This window comes from Gordonia humi (assembly GCF_014197435.1).
Lineage (GTDB): Bacteria > Actinomycetota > Actinomycetes > Mycobacteriales > Mycobacteriaceae > Gordonia > Gordonia humi.
This window is the reverse complement of the sequence record NZ_JACIFP010000001.1, coordinates 2,350,789-2,366,899: the sequence shown is the minus strand read 5'-3', so window position 1 is coordinate 2,366,899 and position 16,111 is coordinate 2,350,789. Positions and strand designations below refer to the sequence as shown.

The 16,111-nt window shown below is 62.5% G+C and carries 10 protein-coding genes; 7 read left to right on the top strand and 3 right to left on the bottom strand.

The window, feature by feature from the left end; translation table 11 throughout:
- A complete protein-coding gene (locus BKA16_RS10785; protein ID WP_183370648.1) occupies window positions 1–1,077 on the top strand; it encodes a 5-methylcytosine restriction system specificity protein McrC in 1,077 nt (358 codons plus the stop codon).
- A 71-nt stretch (window positions 1,078–1,148) separates the two neighbouring features.
- Here BKA16_RS10785 and guaA read toward each other — a convergent pair whose 3' ends face one another.
- The 3 genes from guaA to BKA16_RS24180 form a co-directional block, all read right to left on the bottom strand.
- Window positions 1,149–2,729: a glutamine-hydrolyzing GMP synthase gene (gene guaA / locus BKA16_RS10780; protein ID WP_183370647.1), complete on the bottom strand. Its 1,581-nt coding sequence runs from the start codon at window positions 2,727–2,729 to the stop codon at window positions 1,149–1,151.
- 66 nt (window positions 2,730–2,795) lie between these two features.
- Window positions 2,796–3,452 (bottom strand): Fic family protein, encoded by a 657-nt coding sequence (locus tag BKA16_RS10775; protein ID WP_183370646.1) that lies wholly within the window; start codon window positions 3,450–3,452, stop codon window positions 2,796–2,798.
- 285 nt (window positions 3,453–3,737) lie between these two features.
- Entirely contained in the window at window positions 3,738–4,700 is a 963-nt protein-coding gene (locus BKA16_RS24180) for an O-acetyl-ADP-ribose deacetylase (protein WP_183370645.1), read from the bottom strand.
- Between the two features lie 205 nt (window positions 4,701–4,905).
- On the opposite strand from BKA16_RS24180, the gene BKA16_RS10765 reads away from it, so the two are divergent.
- From BKA16_RS10765 to BKA16_RS24295, 6 genes are all read left to right on the top strand, one after another.
- Window positions 4,906–5,484: a hypothetical protein gene (locus BKA16_RS10765; protein ID WP_183370644.1), complete on the top strand. Its 579-nt coding sequence runs from the start codon at window positions 4,906–4,908 to the stop codon at window positions 5,482–5,484.
- Window positions 5,445–6,311, top strand: a complete 867-nt coding sequence (locus BKA16_RS10760) for a GIY-YIG nuclease family protein (RefSeq protein ID WP_183370643.1) — start codon at window positions 5,445–5,447, stop codon at window positions 6,309–6,311. The genes BKA16_RS10765 and BKA16_RS10760 overlap by 40 nt, the downstream gene beginning before the upstream one ends.
- 348 nt (window positions 6,312–6,659) lie before the next feature.
- Window positions 6,660–9,548 carry a helicase-related protein gene (locus BKA16_RS10755; RefSeq protein ID WP_183370642.1) on the top strand — a complete coding sequence of 963 codons (2,889 nt, stop codon included), beginning with the start codon at window positions 6,660–6,662 and terminating at the stop codon, window positions 9,546–9,548.
- Window positions 9,549–9,551: 3 nt separating this feature from the next.
- The gene (locus BKA16_RS10750; protein WP_183370641.1) at window positions 9,552–14,201 is read left to right on the top strand and encodes an Eco57I restriction-modification methylase domain-containing protein; all 4,650 of its coding nucleotides are present in this window, start codon (window positions 9,552–9,554) and stop codon (window positions 14,199–14,201) included.
- Complete coding sequence (locus BKA16_RS10745) at window positions 14,198–15,424, top strand: AAA family ATPase (RefSeq protein WP_183370640.1); 1,227 nt, start codon at window positions 14,198–14,200, stop codon at window positions 15,422–15,424. Before BKA16_RS10750 ends, BKA16_RS10745 begins: the two co-directional genes overlap by 4 nt.
- Before the next feature lie 68 nt (window positions 15,425–15,492).
- Window positions 15,493–16,041: a retron system putative HNH endonuclease gene (locus BKA16_RS24295; protein WP_387996761.1), complete on the top strand. Its 549-nt coding sequence runs from the start codon at window positions 15,493–15,495 to the stop codon at window positions 16,039–16,041.
- Window positions 16,042–16,111 lie beyond the last annotated feature (70 nt).

The window sequence follows — 16,111 nt, the reverse complement described above, 5'->3', positions numbered from 1 at the left end:
ATGTACCGAGCCGGGGCGGGTACGACGAGGATCGACGTCCGCAGCGTCTGGTTCCTCCTCCTGTACGCGTCGGACCATCTCGACAGGCTCACTGATCGAGCGCAGAAGGAGTCGTTGCTGCGCGGTGAGCGGGACAACGACCTCCTCGACGCGGTCGCCGAGACGTTCGCCCGCGACGTCGACGCGCGGATCCGGTCGATGATGTCCGTCGGCTACCGCCCACGCACGGAGGCGCTGTCGCGGGTCCGCGGCCGCATCGATCATCTGGGCACCGCCCGACGACGACTGACCGAGTCCGGCCGCATCCGATGTCGCTACACCGAGCAGACCCTCGATCTGCCGCGGTACCGGTACATGCTGATCACACTGCGCCGCGCCGCGCACCGCGCCTCCTCCGAGCGTGTCCGCCGTCGGTGTCTGACGACCGCGCGGACGCTCGAACGCAGCGGAGTCGCCCCGGTCGATCCGACGGCGGCCGACCTGTCGAAGGAGCAGTACGGTCACTTCGACTCGGTCGACCGCGCGCTGCTGCGGACCAGCCGGCTCGTTCGGGACATGTGTGCGCCCGAGCACACTCCCGGCGATGTCGGTCTTCCCGCCGTCGTCGACGACGAGCCCGCGTTCCGCTGGCTGTTCGAGGCCGCGGTGCGCGGCTTCTATCGGGTCCGGCTCGACGACGCGACGGTCTCGGCGCCGAGTAGGCCCTGGCCGGCCTCGGGCGATCCCGAGCATCTCGCGTTCTTACCGCGGCTGAAGACCGACGCGGTGATCCGCGGACCGCACCATCAGACCGTCGTCGAGTGCAAGTTCGCCCCGATGTTCGATCAGTGGCACGGCAAGACCATGATCAAGCCCGGGTATGTCCGTCAGATCCACTCTTATGCGTCGGTCTTCGCCGGGGATGCGACGGTGACGACGTCGGCGCTGCTGATCGGGGCTCTTGTCGACGGATCCACCGGAAGGGACCTCGACATCGAATTGACCGGTATCCCTGTTCGCGTACGGCAGATCGATCTGTCACAGCCACCGAGCGCGATTCGAGAATCGCTGACGACCGCGATCGCCGGGTGGCATTGACCCCGGAACCACATCAGGCCCTCGCGCTCTCTACGAGTGCGAGGGCCTGACGCTTCGAAGTTATGGGAGGATCACTCCCACTCGATGGTCCCCGGCGGCTTGCTGGTGACGTCGAGAACCACGCGGTTCACGTCGGGAACCTCGTTGGTGATGCGCGTGGAGATGGTCTCGAGCACCTCGTAGGGAATGCGGGTCCAGTCGGCGGTCATGGCGTCTTCGCTCGAGACCGGACGGAGCACGATCGGGTGACCGTAGGTGCGGCCGTCGCCCTGCACACCGACGCTGCGGACATCGGCGAGCAGTACGACGGGGCACTGCCAGATCTGGCCGTCGAGCCCGGCCGCGGTGAGTTCCTCCCGGGCGATCAGATCCGCCTTGCGCAGCAGGTCGAGGCGGTCCTTGGTGACTGCGCCCACGATGCGGATGGCCAGACCCGGGCCGGGGAACGGCTGGCGGGCGACCATCTCTTCGGGCAGTCCGAGCTCGCGTCCGACGGCACGCACCTCGTCCTTGAACAGGAGGCGGAGCGGTTCGACGAGCTTGAACTCGAGGTCTTCCGGGAGACCACCGACGTTGTGGTGGCTCTTGATGTTCGCGGTGCCGCTGCCGCCGCCGGATTCGACGACGTCCGGGTACAGGGTGCCCTGGACGAGGAAGTCGACCTTCTTACCGTCGGCCGCCTGGTCGCCGAGGACGTCGGAGACGGCGCCCTCGAAGGAGCGAATGAACTCGCGGCCGATGATCTTGCGCTTGGTCTCCGGATCGGAGACGCCGTCGAGGTGGCCGAGGAAGGTCTCCTCGGCGTCGACCGTCACCAGACGGGCGCCGGTGGCTGCGACGAAGTCGTTCTGCACCTGCTCGCGCTCACCGGCTCGGAGAAGTCCGTGGTCGACGAACACACAGGTCAGGCGGTCGCCGATGGCGCGCTGCACGAGCGCACCGGCGACGGCGGAGTCGACGCCACCGGACAGACCGCAGATCGCCAGGCCGTCGCCGACCTGCTCACGCACGTCGGCGATGAGCGCCTCGGCGATGTTGGCCGCGGTCCACGTCGGTTCGAGGCCTGCGACCTCGTAGAGGAAGCGGGTGAGCACTTCCTGGCCGTGCGGGCTGTGCATCACCTCGGGGTGATACTGGACGCCGGCCATGCGGCGCTCGACGCACTCGAACGCGGCGACCGGAGCGCCCGGCGTCGACGCGGTCACGGCGAATCCGTCGGGCGGGGTCTGCACGGCGTCGTTGTGGCTCATCCACACCGGCTGGGTCTCTGGGAGCCCGCGGTGCAGTGCGCCGTCGCCCGACACCGTCAATGTCGTTCGGCCGAACTCGCTGCCGCCGGTGTTGGCGACGACACCGCCGAGTGCGGACGCCATCTTCTGGAAGCCGTAGCAGATGCCGAACACGGGAACCCCGAGGTCGAACAGATTCTCGTCGACGGTCGGCGCACCGTCGGCGTACACCGACGCCGGCCCCCCGGAGAGGATGATGGCCGCCGGGTTCTTCGCGGTGATCTCCTCGAGCGGCGCGTCGTGCGCGACGACCTCCGAGTAGATCCGAGCCTCACGCACGCGCCGAGCGATGAGCTGGGCGTACTGGGCTCCGAAGTCGACGACGAGGACAGGGCGGGGATGCTCTGAGGATGGGTTCGTCACGAGAGTGAGTCTAACGGTCGCAGGGACGTGCTATCGACGCTGGTGGAGCGGATGTGACGCAGCACGTCACGCGGTCCGGGACACCAGGCCTCGACTCCGAAGCATCGCCTTCACATCGTCGGGGTCGTCGAAGACGTACGCACGCGCCAACGCCTCGTTGAACGACGACGCCACCGTCGGGTCGTCCTCGCTGACGGGGATAGTGAGAATGACGTCGCTGCCCTTGATGAGCAACGCATTGGCCGCGAAGATCGCAGTTCGTTTGTTGCCATCTTCGAACGGCTGTGCCTTCGCAACTGCTACGAACAGGTCGACTGCCGCCTCAAGGACGTCATCACTCGCCGACGCCGACTCGATCAGAGTCTGCAACTCATCGTCGGTGAGCGCCTTCGGCTCGTGTCTGCCATGCTGCGTCGCAACGCCGATCCGCTGACTAGCTGTCCGTAGTCGGCCCGGATGCAACGCGCCACTGCGAGTGATCGTCGCGTTGAGCGCCTTGACGAAGTTCGCATCCACACCCCGGTCGGCGTTGCCGATGATGAACGACGCCGCATCCCGAAGATCTTCGAGCAACGCGAGGTCCGCACGCGACGCGATTCCTTCAAGGCTGCCGTCGGCGAGGAAGTTCTCGGTGTCCAGGCGCCCGGTCGACAGCCCGTCGAACACTTTCCCGGAGGAGTAGACAACGCGGCTGAGGTCGACGACGCTCCATTCCTCCGCCACTGAGCCTCTCCTTCTCCGTTGATCCGTGAGCAGTCCGACACGTGCAGATTACCGGTGGCCACCGACACTCGCTCTCACTGATTCAGAAGAAGACCACCGCTATGTCGACGTTCTGCTTCGAGAGCACACGGACTTCCTATCCTTCAGGTTGACGATCGCAATAGCTACGAACAGAGTGATGTCCCCAGCGACGACCTGAATCTCTGGTATCTGGAGCCTCAGGATTTCCTGACCGTTCACAGTCAAGCCCGCCGACGATCTGCACAACGACGTCGCTGTCTGTCCTCAGGCACGATCGAACTCGGGGCTCGGCGGCACCGGCACCGTTCCATGACCTCCGGTCAGCCTCCACACCTGCCCGTCGGCGCCGTCTTCGTCGTCGAACGCGTACGGCAGTGCGCGCTTGTCGGTGCATGCGTCGATCAGCGCGTCGAGCCACGCCCCGTAAGCGGGTGAGCGCACCCCATTCTCCTCGGCCGTCGACGCGATGATCAGATCGGCGACGGCGCCGACCGGCGTCGCCCCTGTGACTCGACCGCTCCCGAACTCGGTCCCCTGCGCACTCGAATACCGCAGAATTCCACCGGCATCGCCGACGCGCGGACTGCTTCCCTGGTCGTGGACCGCGCGACGAGTACCGATCTCAATCCGCCACGCGCCCGTCGCGTAGATGTACGGCACGAACCGGAGGTCTCCGCGGCCGCGTCGATGTGCTTCGCGCAGGCCGGCCAGGATCCGCAGCGGCGTCGCGAGCATCTGATGCGTGCGCAGGCGATCGGCCAACTCATCGTTGAACGCCACAAACGTGACCGTCTCAACCGACGTCATCGCGCCGGCGACCGTGTCGACTGCCGCGGCGATCGCGTCGTCGATCGGCCATCCGTAGACGCCGGCGCTGATCAGTGGAAACGCGACTCTGCGCAGGCCCAGGTCGTCCGCGACGGCGAGACTGTTCCGATAGCAGGATTCGAGCAGTGAGCGGTCGCGTTGTCCCGCAGAGAAATTCGGTCCGACGGTGTGGATCACATACTGCGCGGGCAGGTCACCCGCCGTCGTGTACCCGGCCCCGCCGGCTGCCAGGCCGTCGGGAAACCGTCGAATGCAGTCCTCGAGGATCGCCCGTCCACCAGCCCGATGGATGGCGCCGTCGACGCCGCCACCGCCACGCATGCGAGTGTTCGCTGCGTTGACGACAGCGTCGGCGTCGACGCGGGTGATGTCGCCTTGGGTGACGTCGATTCGAGGCATATGCCCATCGTGCCTCATTGGTACCATGAGGTAAGCCGAATCCGTCGCGGCCAGACCGTGTGAATAGCATCCACGGAGACAAATGAGGCGACACCGTCGCAGTTCCGACTTACGCTTCTGAGTTCTCCATTCGAAAAGCATCGCCATGCGTATCCTCGCGCGCCTGTCCACCCCGACGAGATCGAGCCGATCGACGGTCGCGAACGTGAAGCTGCGCGGCAAGATCTCGCCGGGTTTGATCGTTCCCGGCACCGACTCCGAGCTAGCATCCTTCGACGCCGGCAACGACTTGACCAACCGGCTCGACATCGTGAAATGGGAACCGTCGACGCCGGGCGAACACAGTGGTGTGGTCCGCGGACCGTTCCCCGCGAGCCTGGCGCGTAAGACCAACGCCGGACGCGTCCAGAACTTCAGTCCTGCCGTCTTCGACGACCCGCGCGCTGCGGGTCCGTGGACCGCGACCGAAAAGGTCGATGGCACACCGATCACCCATATCCGCGACAACTGCGTCGATCCAGTCGTCGTCCGTCTGGTCGCTCTCGAACACGACGGTGATCGCTACGTCGAAGTTTCTGACAACCATCAGTGGCCCCGCCATCCGAACATGCGGAATCCGCCGATCGACGACACATGTCAGAGTCTTCACCGCTACTGTGAAAATCCTGTCTGTCGGCGGACTACGCGGTGCCACCGGGTACCCAAGCGGACCGCCTCCTACATAGCCGAGGAGCTTCCCACCCGATGCCATCTCACAACGACCTCGGCTACGTCTACGTTCTGACCTCACCGAACTGCCCGAGCGTCAAGATCGGCCGAACCAACCAACAGCCGCCGCATCGACTCCGCGAAATCAACAACACCTCGCCGTACAAGGAGCTCGGACCGTGGACCATCGCCGACGTCGTCCAGGTCTACGATTCGGTCGCGGTAGAGACCAGGATCCACCGTCAGATTCGTGCGCACCACGATTCATCGGTCTCGGGCCAGAACGAGTTGTTCCGCATCCCACTCGCCGAAGCGCTGGCTCTCCTCCGGTCAATACCGACAGTGGACGAGATGTACGCGTACCCAAAACTCGAACGCTGCTTCTACGACCCACGGCTGGCGGCGTACCTCGACACGCTCTATCAGTACGCCGGACTGCCGAACTTCGTCGACGATCAAGGCGCATGGACCCTCACCCTCTTCACCACCACGAGCGGCGGCAGATATTTCACCGTCAACATCGGTTCGCACGAGGTCGCCTTCTCATCGACTCCACGCCGCGGCGAAAATGGACACACCAACTTCCTGATGGTCGACCGCCTGATCAACGACTTCCCCGAAGTCACACAGTGGGCCCGGCAGCATGGAGGCTCTGTCGACGACGTCGACTATGCCACGCAGCGTGATCGGGCCACAGGTATATGGTTCTGTGGTGGCTTCGACGATGCGCTCGAGCTGCTCGGTCTGCCAGGCGTGCGGCGCAGCATGATCGCATATTGGACCGAAGGTCTCCTCGAAATGCGTGAGGACGACCGCGAAAGCACGTACAAACGCTACCACCAGTGGAATGCGGTATCCGAGCTTCAGCGACGAGCGGACGCAAGGCCGTCGATCCTCCGGTGAAGCGGTCAACCTGACGATCCTGCCGGTTAATGTCGTCCGTAGCAGTTTCCCTCAACAGCTTCCACGTGATCGACGACGACCTGCTCCCAGAGATCCCCTCGCTCCCCGCCACAATTTGGCGAGTCACATACAACTGGGTACTCGCTGGAGTCGTGCCGTGGCTCGAAATGATGGGGTGCCGTCAGCCCATCAAAACGGTCGTTACTCCTGGGATGTCCGAACCACCAGTTAGATTGGCGCCGACCGACTGTTTCCCAGACATTGACTTGGGTACACAACTCGCATAACTCAGACTTCGCTAGATTAACAGTCTGAGACCACCGTCACCGCCCCGAGGAGCCACACCGCATGACGACACACGTCGACCTCAACGTCGCGCCCGGTTCTATCGTGGTGGTCCGCGACGAGGAATGGCTCGTGACGTCGGCCGAGCAGGGTTCTGACGGGTGGCTCATCAAAGCGCGAGGTCTGTCGGAGCTCGTCGCGGACACGACCGCGTCCTTCTACTCGAGCCTCGACACGATCAAACCGCAGGATCCCAGGAACGCCGAGGTCGTCGCGGACGGTTCTCCTGGCTACCGTGACTCTCGGCTCTGGCTGGAGGCCCTCCTGCGTAAGACGCCGGTCCCCTACGGCGACCAGACTCTGACGGTGTCGACACAGATGCTCGCCGATTCGCTCGGCTACCAGCGCGCAGCAGTGGCGAAGGCCCTCGATCCGCAACACATCCGCCCGCGCATTCTGATCGCAGACGCCGTCGGTCTGGGCAAGACACTCGAGATCGGAATGATCCTCTCGGAGCTGGTTCGGCGCGGACGCGGCGAGCGGATACTGATCGTCACCCCGAAGCACGTGCTCGAACAGATGCAGCACGAGCTGTGGTGCCGCTTCGCGTTGCCGTTCGTACGACTGGACTCGACGGGTATTCAAAAGGTGCGGCAGAAACTGCCGGCGACGCGCAACCCGTTCACGTACTTCAAGCGGGCGATCATCTCGATCGACACGCTCAAGAGCCCCCGCTACAAGGCGCATCTCCAGCGTCAGCACTGGGACGCAGTGGTCATCGACGAGTCCCACAACTTGACCAACGTCGGTACGCAGAACAACGAACTCGCCCGTGTCCTCGCACCGAACACGGAGGCTCTGATCCTCGCATCAGCGACGCCGCACAACGGTAAAGAGGAGTCGTTCGCAGAGCTGCTGCGCCTGCTCGACCCAACGGCGGTCGCCGCCGACGGCAGCTTCACCAAGGAAGATGTGGCGTCACTGTTGATCCGGCGGCACCGACACCACCCAGAGGTAGCCGCGGAAGTAGGCAGCGACTGGGCCGAACGCGCCGAACCGGTCCACCGACTCGTCAAGCCGTCGCAGGCAGAGGACGCCGTCGCCCACGAACTGTCGCAGACATGGCTGCACCCGGCTACCGGCCGCTCCCCATACTCGGGCGCGACTAAAGCACTGTTTCCGTGGATACTCGCCAAGGCCTTCCTCTCCTCCCCCGCCGCGCTCGCGGAGTCGATCAAGCAGCGTCGGGCCAAACTCGACCCTCAGGTCCCCGACCACGCCACCGAACTCGCAGCGCTGGACACTCTCGACGAACTGAACGCGAAGGCCCTGACGGACTCGGCAGGCAAGCAGGCCGCGCTGGTGAAGCGACTCAAGGAGATCGGAGTCGGCGCGAGATCCGACACTCGCGCCGTGGTCTTCGCGGAGCGCGTCGCAACACTGCGGTGGCTCACCGAGCACCTGCCGAAGCAGTTGGGGCTCAAGCCGCAGAACATCGCGATGCTCCACGGTGGGCTGTCGGATGTCGAGCAACAGGAGATAGTAGACAGCTTCAAGCTAGAGACCTCGCCGATCCGTGTGCTCGTCACCGGCGACGTCGCATCGGAGGGTGTGAACCTTCACGCACAGTGTCATGATCTGATCCACTTCGACATCCCGTGGTCACTGATTCGGATCGAACAGCGCAACGGCCGTATCGACCGCTACGGACAGACCCACCCTCCCGTCATCTCGTCGCTCATTCTGGAACCGACAGACCCGGACTTCTCCGGTGACCTTCGGGTGCTCTCGCGCCTATTGGAGCGCGAGAATCAGGCACACGGCACTCTCGGCGACGTGGCCTCACTCATGGGTAAGCACTCGGTCACGGACGAGGAGAACGCAATCCGCGACATCCTGATCGGCAAGGCCACCCTCAGCGAACAGATTCGCGACGCCGAGGAGGTCGCCGCCGGCGACGATCTGGACGCGTTCTTCGCGCAGTTCGATCTCGAGGAAACGCAAGACGACGACCCTGCGGCCGCTCTGCCGCAGGCCCCGCGGCAGAGCCTATACGCCGACGACCTCACCTTCCTCGACGAGGCCCTCAAGGCCGCGTTCCACGACGTTCCGCACGCAAGCATCGAGGCCGGTGGCATCGACTGGACTGTGCACGCCAACCACGCCGTCGCCGAGCTGACACCGCCGCGGGATCTGCGGCAGCGCCTCGGGCAGCTGCCGCAGAACTACCTGCAGCACGGCAGGGTGATGGAACGACTCACCCTCGCGACCTCCCCGGAAGTCGGCAACGCTCAGCTCGCCGCGGCCCGCGAGGGCAAGGGCGTCGCGAACACCACGTGGCCGGAGGCCCACTACCTCGGACCACTGCACCCCGTGCTCGACTGGGCGAGCGACCGCGCACTGAGCGCGTTGGGCCGAGGCCAGATCTTCGTGATACGCGGCGACGTCGACTCCCCCACAGTCCTTCTGATGGGCACGCTGATGAACCGGCGCGGCCAGTTGATCTCACGGGTGTTCTCCACCGCCGAATTCCCCAATCCAAACAACCCGTCGTTTTGTGTAGTGGAGACGCGAGCGGATCTCGATTTCCTCACCACGGAGACGGGGCTGCAGCCGGGGTCAGCGAACCCTGGTCCCGTCGCCGACGTCGAGCAGTACCGGTCGCTGGTGCCGATCGCAGTGGATGAAGCGACGACGACGATGCAGACAACGGTGCTCGACGCGCAGGAGAGGGCCGCCACCGAACGGCTGGACCAGTGGCGGCGACGCGGCGACCGCTGGCACACCGGCGCCGAACAACTCGAACTCTTTGGCGCGCAGCGTAAGAAGGTGGATACCTGGTCACGGCGGATCGCTGACGAGCAGCGTCTCGCCGAATCCCTCGCTCCCACCCAGCAGTTGGTGCGACCGCTATTACTCATCGTTCCCAACACCTCCGGAAAGGACCAGTAGGTCGTGGCGTCTTTCGATTCCATCGTCATCGGCGAGGACTGGATCAGCGAGCACTACTTCACCACCGACTCCGCGAAGGAGTCGTTCCACGGCAAAGTGCTGGAACTACGCAAGCTGTGGGATGCGGAGAAGAAAGCGGGCCGAACAACGGTCCGCGACGACCTCCTTGCCGCCACTGGTGCCCTGCAAACCGCGCTGGCCGGGCTGGCAGAGAACCCCGACGCCGCACCAGAGGCACACACACTGGCCCGGACCACGTTCGGTTATCCGGGCGCGCTGTCGACGTTCACCGCCGAACGCGCTGGCTCTGAGCTGGAGATTCCGGACGCGAAACTCGACGGCACCGCGAGTGTGCTGCTTCTGCAGGCCGCACCGGTCGCCTCGATCGAGGATCTGCTCGACCCAGACACCGGGTTGCTGATCACCCCGGCTATTGAGGACGGCAAGCCGATCGAGTCGGCGTCGAAGACCGTGTCCGCCGCGTTCCGATCCGATATGCCGCCTGCGTTCGTGGTGGTGCAGGCCGGCCAGTGGCTGCTGCTCGCCGAAGCCGAGCGATGGGCTGAGGGTCGATACCTCGCCGTGGACCTCCTCGTCGTCGCGGAGCGACGCCACGAGGCGAAGGGCGGCGAGGTCGACCGTGTCGCCGCGATGTTCGGACGCCAAGCGCTGCTGCCTGACGCCGACGGCAACATCTGGTGGACCGGGGTCCTGGACGATTCGGTCAAGCACACCGTCGGAGTTTCGAAGGACCTGCGTGAAGGCATACGGCTTTCCATCGAGATCATCGCCAACGAGGTGGTCCGGCGCCGCGCCGCCAAGGGCCTGACTCTCGACGGCATTGACGGGCAGGATCTCGCGAAGCACTCGCTGCGGTTCCTGTACCGCATCCTGTTCCTGCTGTATGCGGAGGCGTCGCCGGAGATGAGGGTTCTGCCGACCGGCACGGCGGAGTACGAGGAGGGTTACGGCCTGGACCGGCTGCGGGAGCTGACGCTCACCGAGCTGGTGTCGGAGCAAGCCCGCACCGGCACACACCTGTACGAGTCGCTGGCGACGCTGTTCCGGCTCGTGGACCGCGGCCACGCCCCCACCGTGCGGAAGGATGTCGCGGACGATCCGGCGCCGGGCCTGGAGTTCCAGCCGCTGCGCGCCGACCTGTTCAAGCCCGAGTCGACGGCGCTGATCGACGAGGTGGGCCTCGGCAACGAGGCCACGCAGCGGGTGCTCGAACATCTGCTGCTGTCGAAGGAGAGCAAGGGCCGCAAGGGCGCCGACCGCGGTTTCATCTCCTATGCGGAACTGGGTATCAACCAGCTGGGCGCGGTGTACGAGGGCCTGATGAGCTACACCGGCTTCTTCGCGGAGGAAGACTTGTACGAGGTCGCAAAGAACGGTGACCCGGAGAAGGGTTCGTGGGTGGTTCCTGTCGACTGCTCCGATCACCTGGATGAGAAGGACTTCGTCCGCGCGGTCGACGAGGCAACCGGCGAGGAGAAGCCGGTGTTGCACCGCAAGGGCACCTTCGTGTTTCGGCTCGCTGGCCGCGAACGCCAGCAGTCGGCCTCGTACTACACCCCCGAAGTGTTGACGAAGTTCGTGGTTTCGCAGGCTCTTGAAGAGCTGTTGGACCAGAACTACGAGCGGACGACGCCCGAGCAGATCCTGGAACTGAGCATCTGTGAGCCAGCTCTCGGGTCCGGCGCGTTCGCCATCGAGGCGGTTCGCCAGCTGGCAGCCGAGTACCTCAAACGCAAGCAGGAGGATCTGGGCGAGCTGATCGACGCCGACCAGTACCCGGTCGAGCTGCAGAAGGTGAAGGCACACATTGCGCTGCACCAGGTGTACGGCGTGGACCTCAACGCCACAGCCGTGGAGCTTGCGGAAATCTCACTGTGGTTGGACACGATGGTCGCCGGGTTGCAGGCCCCGTGGTTCGGTCTGCACCTGCGCCGCGGCAACTCGCTGATTGGTGCACGGCGGTCGGTCTACGCGCCGAGCCTGCTGACGAAGAAGCAGTGGCTGAAGACTCCCGCGAAGGATGTGGCGCTCTCGTCGCCGGTTGAGCCTGGTCGAAACCCCATCGGCACCGGCATCCACCACTTCCTCCTACCCTCCGAGGGCTGGGGCGCGGTGATCGACACCGCGGAAGCAAAGAAGTATGCGCCCGAGAAGCGCGAAGAGTTGCGGCTATGGCGCAACGAAATCCGCAAGTCACCCAGCAAGGAAATCGCGAAACGCCTCACCTCGCTGGCACAGCGAGTGGAGACGCTGTGGGAATTCACGCTCCGACGGTTGACGATCGCGGAATCAGAGATTCGACGCGACATTGATCTGTGGGGTTCGAAACCAAAAGAGCAAACACCGACGGTGACGCGCGAGCAGATCGAACAGGCGCTGAACGACGAAAATGGCGCTTACCGTCGGCTGCGCAGGGCGATGGATGCGTGGTGCGCTCTCTGGTCGTGGCCGCTAACGACTGAGATCGACCCGCCGGATTGGGATCTTTGGGTAGGTGGTCTGGAGGCGATTCTTGGTGTGCCGCCGAAGGTCGGGAAGTTCGAGAAGTACGGGCAGACCAGCCTCGCCAGCGACATGAACTGGCAGGAACTCGACCTTGCCGAGGACACCGACCGCACCTTCGCGCAGGCGTTGCCGATTGAGAAGGCGCTCGACCGGGCCCCGTGGCTGACGGCCACCGCCGACATTGCGGATCGGCAAGGGTTCTTCCACTGGGAACTGGACTTCGCTCCGATGTTTGCGCGCGGCGGCTTCGACCTGCAGGTCGGAAATCCGCCGTGGGTGCGGCCAGACTGGGATGAGGCCGGGATGCTAGCCGAGTTCGATCCGTGGTGGCAATTGACGAACAAGCCGGCCGAGCCAGTCAAGCGCGCCAAGCGTGAGGATGCACTCAACAGTCCGGAGATTCTCCATGCCTACCTCGACGAACGTGCCGAACAGGCCGGGGTGAAGGAGAATCTCGGGTCGGGAGTCGACCGCCCCGTCCTGGTTGGACTGCAGCCGGACTTGTACCGCTGCTTTATAGAGCGGACGTGGCGATCGATGGGTGCCACTGGAATTACCAGCCTCATTCACCCGGATAGCCATTTCACTGAGCTAAGGGCAAAGACCCTCCGTAAGGAAGCGTATCAACGGCTACGACGACACTGGCTCTTCCGCAACGAACTTAAGCTATTCAACGAGATTCAGCACACCCGACCGTATGCCGTTCATGTGTACGGAGCGGCAACGAGCGTGGACTTCCTTCAGGGAGCCGCACTCTATCACCCAGACACAGTTGTCAGGTCACTTCAACACGATGGGACTGGCACCGCCCCAGGTGTCAAAGACGAAAAAGGCGACTGGGATCAGCGGCCGCATGCGGAACGCATCATCAGGGTCACCGAGAGCCAGTTGGCGACCTGGGGGGCGCTTATCGATGAGCCCGGTACCCCTGCAACCGAGGCTCGGATGCTTTACCCCGTAAATACGGCGAGTACTAAGGTTCTTGAAAAGATTGTCGCCGCGCCACGCCTCGGCGATATCGACTTCCATTGGACCGCCGGTTGGCATGAATCTGCAGACCGAAAGCGCGGGCTTTTCGAATCACGCCAGACCACGCCAACGGTGTGGAAAGACATCATCTTACAGGGGCCTCATCTCACCGTCGCGACGCCAGTTAACCAACAGGCGGACGCAGCCCCCGGACGGGAGGACCTATACGAAACGCTGGACCTTGAAACACTCTCGGAAGATCTCATCCCACGTACTAATTACCAAGTCGCGAAACCGTACGACGAGTACATTGCCGCCTACCCTAAGTGGCACGGTGAACCCAGTTCGTCATTCTTCCGCCTCGCCTGGCGCCGCATGGCCGACTCGGCAACAGTCCGGACTCTGCACTCTGCAATCGTGGCGCCAGGGCCGTGCTTCGTCGGGACCGTCCTTTCCGCCGATCTTCCCTCATTCGCTGACCTGGCAGTTGCAAACGGAATCTGGTCATCGGTGCCAGTCGATTTCTTCATCAAGGCAGCTGGAGTATCTGAGCTTAAACACGGCGTCACCCGTCGTATTCCGCACATCCGCAACCACCCACTCGAATCCCAACTCATCCTCCGCACGCTCCGATTGAACTGCCTGGTCCGCCCGTACGCACCGCTGTGGGAGGAGCTGTACAACGACGCTTGGCGGAAGGATTCGTGGGTTCCTGGAGTTGGCGTCGACTACGCCGGGCGCGTGCCGCTCGGCGAGATCGGCAAGCAGTGGGAGTGGTCAACGCCGCTGCGACACGCTGCCGACCGTCGTCAGGCCCTCGTCGAGATCGACGCGATCGTCGCGATCATGCTCGGCATCACTGCTGATGAGCTGCTTACGATCTACCGTACTCAGTTCCCGGTCCTGCAGAAGTACGAGCGTGAAGCCCTGTACGACGCAACCGGCCGCCAACTCTCAACGAAGCTTGCGTCTGAGTACCGCAAGAAGGGCTCCTTCAAGCCGGCCGACCTCACCGTCGACGGCATCACCTACCAGGAGCCGTTCACCAACGTCGATCGTGAAATCGATATGAAACTCGCCCACCATCATTTCTCACGTGTCGATCCAAGTATTCAATTTACTGACGCGATGAATACCCAGCCCAAGGTGCAAGCATGAATAGGTTTTCAAGAATCCAAATATCCAACTGGAGACAGTTCAGAAACGTCGATGTCAAGTTTCATAATCGCCTCACGGTACTGACAGGAGCCAATGGCTCAGGAAAATCCACAATCCTAAATCTCCTCAGCCCACACTTCTCCTGGAAACCGAAGTTCTCTGGTGACCCATTGGACTACCAAGAGAAATGGGAAAACCAGATCACCCACGAGGTCTCAAGGCGGGAAATCAATCGTAGCAGCATACTCACCTACTCGGATGGCACCGAATGTCGGCTTGTCGTTCCCGATTCTTCAAAGTCATCCTTTGTGACCACGTGGCAGAATCAGAAACCGATGGATGGCCTCTTCATAACTTCGCACCGAACGCCACCATCACCTACATCGGTGTCAACGATACCCACTTCTTTCATGAGTATTGATTCGCTACTCAACGCCTACATAAGCGAACAACTAAAGAGGGCGTATCCCAATTTAAACACCACCCAATTTGGAAAGGATACACCAGCCCTCAAGTTGAAGGAATCCCTAATTGCGGCAGCGGTATTCAGCCAAGACACCTCGGCGGTACGGGCAAACAGCTCTGCACAGTACCTGTGGAACGGTTTTCAGTCGGCGCTCACAAAGCTCCTTCCTGCCGACTTAGGGTTTGTCAGGTTGAAAGTGGAATCCCCCGAGCTCTATATCGAAACTCAAACCACTAGGTTTCCTGTCGACGGCGTATCCGGGGGCATCAGCGCCCTAATAGAGTATGCGTGGATGATTCTTATCGGATCGTTCCAAAAGCGAGACTATACTGTCTGTTTTGACGAGCCCGAAAATCACCTACACCCAAATCTTCAGCGGACGCTACTGCCCAGCCTCCTGGAGATTTTCCCGAACATACACTTCGTGGTGTCAACACATAGCCCTTTTGTAGTCACGAGCGTTCCCACTTCCAACGTCTACGCCCTCGATTTTGTCGACGGTAAAGTCGAAAGCCGGTTGCTCGACCTGGAGAACAAGTCACGAGGAGCCGACGAGACTCTGCGTCGCGTTCTAGGCGTCCCGTCAATGTTGCCGACTTGGGTAGAAGCGCAACTGGACGCGGTCCTACACGAATTTTCAAGAAATTCCGACAAAGCCAGTGCGCTTGAGCACCTGCTACAAGAGCTCGAAGCAACAGGACTGTCGGAAGAATTCCCGGCGACGGTGCGAGCACTCACCGAAAGGGGAGAGTTGTGAAGCAGCTTCAAAAAGGGCCGGTTCCCGGTTTCCTGTCCAGCCGAGGCACCGAGCTAACCACTTCATATATGAAGAATACAAATAGTACACCCTGGCGCAATACTGAACTCAAGGAAGCCCTCCGCGAGGAAACCAACGGAAAATGTGCGTATTGCGAAAGTGTAATCGAGGACGTCGCACCCGCGCACGTGGAGCATATCCTCCCCAAGTCCATCTTTCCGAAATTAGTTCTAGAGTGGAGTAATCTCACCCTCTGTTGCCCGACCTGCAATGCGAACAAGAAAGACTATTACTCGACCGAAGTTTCGCTCCTGAATCCATACGTGGATGACCCTTCCAATCATCTGATGTTCCTTGGCGCATTCGTTTGGTCGATACCGTCAAGCCTGAGGGGGCACAAGACTATCGAGACTATCGAACTGAACCGACCTAAACTCCTGGAAGAACGCGAGAATTTCATCCAATCTCTTCATGATTTGCTAACCGCCTGGTCGAATACCGACTGTAACGATGTTCGGTCGATACTCCAGAATTCCATCAACAGGCTTCTTTCTCCCGAGAGGCCCTATAACACTCTCGGTTCGGATTTCATAGGTAGATTCGGAGAGTTTCCGTGAAGTGACAGCTCGATAACGCCTAGAGCCGCGACTGGATCACCGTAACGGAGGTTGGGACTGCGCATATGGC